The sequence below is a fragment of the Rhizobacter sp. P1_G5 genome, assembly GCF_056405435.1.
Genome location: NZ_JBFUCB010000666.1, coordinates 1 through 3182 on the forward strand (window position 1 = coordinate 1; position 3182 = coordinate 3182).

Here is a 3182-nt window from a genome sequence, read left to right on the forward strand (position 1 = left end):
GGCGTCGCTCTCGCGCTGGCGGAAGTCGCTGCTGCTCTTCAGCGGACCCTCCTCGACGATCACGACCTGCAGGCCGGCCTTCGTCAGCAGTTCCGCGGTGATGCCGGCGCCGGCGCCGCTGCCGATGATGGCGACATCGCACAGCAGGGTTGGCGGGACGGCAGCATGCGAGCCGCCGAGAACGCGCCAGCCGCGCTGGAGCCCTTGCTGGATCGGATCGTCAAGCTTGCTCATCAGATGTCGCGTGGGCCCGGATAGCCGATCGCGGGCCATGCCACGGGGTCGGAGAAGTAGGCACCGTTGGTGATGTCGCGCAGCGCGTGGTAGATCTGCTGGCGAGTGGCCAGTCGCGAGGTGCGCATGCGTTGCAGCGCCAGTTGGACGTCGGCAACGCTCGCGGCGTCCCACGGCGCGGCGAGGCGGGCGAGCAGGCGTCGCCCCGGTGCCGTGCACAGGATGCCCAGCAACTGCGCGAGCTCGTCCTGCACCGCGGGAGCGAATCCGCGGATGGTTTGCTGCACGCGTTCGACGTGCCCGGCCAACGCGGATGCGCGCGCAGGCCCCGATGGCAGCACGCCRTCGAGTACGGCCTGCGCCACCGCAGTAAACAGCATGCGGCTTTCGGCGTTCAGTTCGGCGGCGGGCGCGGCAGGCCGCATCCACACGAGTCCGCCACCCACGGTGACCAGCGTGAGCGAGGCGACTGCGCCGATCTGGAGGAGCTTGCGTCTTTGCATGTGGATGGCGGAATGCGGGCGCAGTGTTGCATCATTCGGCGCAGCCGCCGTAGAGGCAAGGGACTAGCCCGACCTCTCGTAAACCCGCAACGAGCAACGAACTTCGCCATGGCCGCGTCGAGCGAGAACATCCTTCAGCATCTGTCGGCGGTGGAGTCCGAGCGCCAACGGCGCGTGGGGAATCCCTCGTTGCAAGCTCGCGTGACTGCCGTGAAGACCTACCAGCAACGACGCTTCGCGCACACGTACGCGGACCTACTGGCGTCGCCGCGCTACCGTGACGTGGCGCGGTTCTTTCTCGACGAGCTGTACGGCCCGAAGGACTTCGCCGAGCGTGACGCACAGTTCGCGCGGGTGGTGCCGGCATTGACGCGGCTCTTCCCGAGCGACGTGCTGTTGACGGTGGAGTCGCTGGCAGCGCTGCATGCCTTGTCGGAATCGCTGGACAGCGCGATGGGCGACGCCGTGGCCGGGACTGCATTGACGGCCGCCGACTACCTGGYGGCGTGGCAGGCCTGCGGACGCCGTGCAGACCGCGAGCGGCAGGTGGCCTTGACCGTGAAGATCGGCGAATCGCTCGACCAATTGACGAGGCGCCTGCTGCTGCGCCAGAGCCTGCGCATGATGCGGGTGCCGGCGCGTGCTGCGGGGTTGTCGTCGCTTCAGTCGTTCCTGGAGTCGGGGTTCGACACCTTCCACGCGATGCGAGGCGCTGCGGAGTTCCTGAAGACCGTCCGCTCGCGCGAGACGGCGCTGATGCAGGCGCTCTTCGCGTCGGAGGCTGTCGCCGACGGGACACCGGCGCGTGCGGCGGCGCTAGGAGAACTACCGTAGCCGTGCGGCGCGGCCGGCCCGCACCATTGCAGGCTCTTCCTGTCCGCGAGTGCCGCATCGATGCAACGTCCCTGGCTCGATCACTATCCTCCTGGCGTTCCTGCCGAGATCGACACGTCGGCGTATCGCTCGCTGGTCGAGTTGCTCGACGAATCGTTCCGCCAGCATGCCTCGCGCGATGCAGCGGTGTGCATGGAGCGACGCCTGACGTTCCGCGAGATCGACGAGATGTCGTCGTCGTTGGGTGCGTGGTTGCAGGCGCGGGGCATGGCGCGCGGCGCGCGCGTGGCGCTGATGATGCCGAACGTGCTGCAGTACCCGGTGGCGATTGCGGCCGTGCTGCGTGCGGGCTACACCGTGGTGAACGTRAACCCGCTGTACACCGCGCGCGAGCTGGAGCATCAGTTGAGCGACTCCGGCGCCGAGGCCATCATCGTGCTCGAGAACTTCGCGCACACGCTGCAGGAGGTGATGGCCCGCACGCCGTTGCGGCACGTGGTGCTGGCATCCATGGGCGACCTGCTGGGCTTCGCGAAGGGCCAGTTGGTGAACTTCGTCGTGCGCCATGTCCGCAAGATGGTGCCCGAGTTCGATCTTCGCGCGCCGGCCGGGGGTTCGGTCACGCGATTCAACCTGGCATTGGCCGAGGGCACGCGCATGTCGCTGCGGCATGTGGAGCTGGGGCCTGACGATGTGGCGTTCCTTCAGTACACCGGGGGAACGACGGGCGTCTCGAAGGGGGCCGTGCTGTTGCACCGCAACGTGGTGGCGAACATCCTGCAGTCACAGGCCTGGTTCCAGCCAATGCTCGACAAGGTGGGCGATCGGCAGATCGTCACGGTGTGCGCACTGCCGCTGTATCACATCTTTGCGCTGACCGCGTGCTACATGCTCGGCGCACGCCTCGGTATGTTGAACGTGCTGATTCCGAATCCGCGTGATATTCCCGGCTTCGTGAAGGTGTTGAAGCGGCAACGCATCAACATGTTCCCAGCAGTGAACACGCTGTTCAATGCCTTGGCGAACGATGCTGATTTCAGGCGCCTGGATTTCGCGGACCTGGTGATCTCCAATGGCGGCGGCATGGCGGTCCAGCGCGCGACGGCCGAGCAGTGGCAGCGTGTCACCGGCTGCCCGATCGTCGAGGGCTACGGGTTGTCGGAGACCTCACCGGTGGCGACGATCAATCGCTTCGACGAACCGGAGTTCACCGGCTCGATCGGGCTGCCTGTGCCCTCGACGGAAATCGCCATCCGGGATGATGCGGGTGGCGCCGTGCTGCAGGGTCAGTCGGGTGAGATCTGCATCCGYGGGCCCCAGGTGATGGCCGGGTACTGGAATCGCCCGGACGAGACGCGCCTGGTGATGACGGACGATGGATTCTTCCGCTCAGGAGACATCGGCGTGATGGATGAGCGGGGCTACGTGCGGATCGTCGATCGGAAGAAAGACATGATCCTGGTGTCCGGCTTCAACGTCTACCCGACCGAGATCGAGCAGGTGGTGAGCCAGCATCCGGCCGTACTGGAATGCGCGGCAGTGGGTGTGGCGGATGCGAAGTCCGGTGAAGCGGTGAAGCTGTTCGTGGTCAGACGGGATTCGACGCTGACC

At 66.6% G+C, this 3182-nt stretch carries 3 protein-coding genes and 1 pseudogene; 2 read left to right on the forward strand and 2 right to left on the reverse strand.

The window, feature by feature from the left end; genetic code table 11:
* Both AC1D12_RS29095 and AC1D12_RS29100 read right to left on the reverse strand, forming a co-directional pair.
* A pseudogene (locus AC1D12_RS29095) lies at positions 1-234 on the reverse strand (GMC family oxidoreductase); the annotation flags it as partial.
* Positions 234-737 carry a hypothetical protein gene (locus AC1D12_RS29100; protein ID WP_477844631.1) on the reverse strand — a complete coding sequence of 168 codons (504 nt, stop codon included), beginning with the start codon at positions 735-737 and terminating at the stop codon, positions 234-236. The pseudogene AC1D12_RS29095 and the gene AC1D12_RS29100, both read right to left, overlap by 1 nt.
* A gap of 108 nt (positions 738-845) precedes the next feature.
* Here AC1D12_RS29100 and AC1D12_RS29105 point away from each other — a divergent pair, with 108 nt between their 5' ends.
* Both AC1D12_RS29105 and AC1D12_RS29110 read left to right on the forward strand, forming a co-directional pair.
* A complete protein-coding gene (locus tag AC1D12_RS29105; protein ID WP_477844633.1) occupies positions 846-1571 on the forward strand; it encodes a DUF8198 family protein in 726 nt (241 codons plus the stop codon).
* Positions 1572-1631: 60 nt separating this feature from the next.
* On the forward strand, positions 1632-3182 hold a 1551-nt coding region (locus AC1D12_RS29110; RefSeq protein WP_477844635.1), incomplete at its 3' end, for a long-chain-fatty-acid--CoA ligase.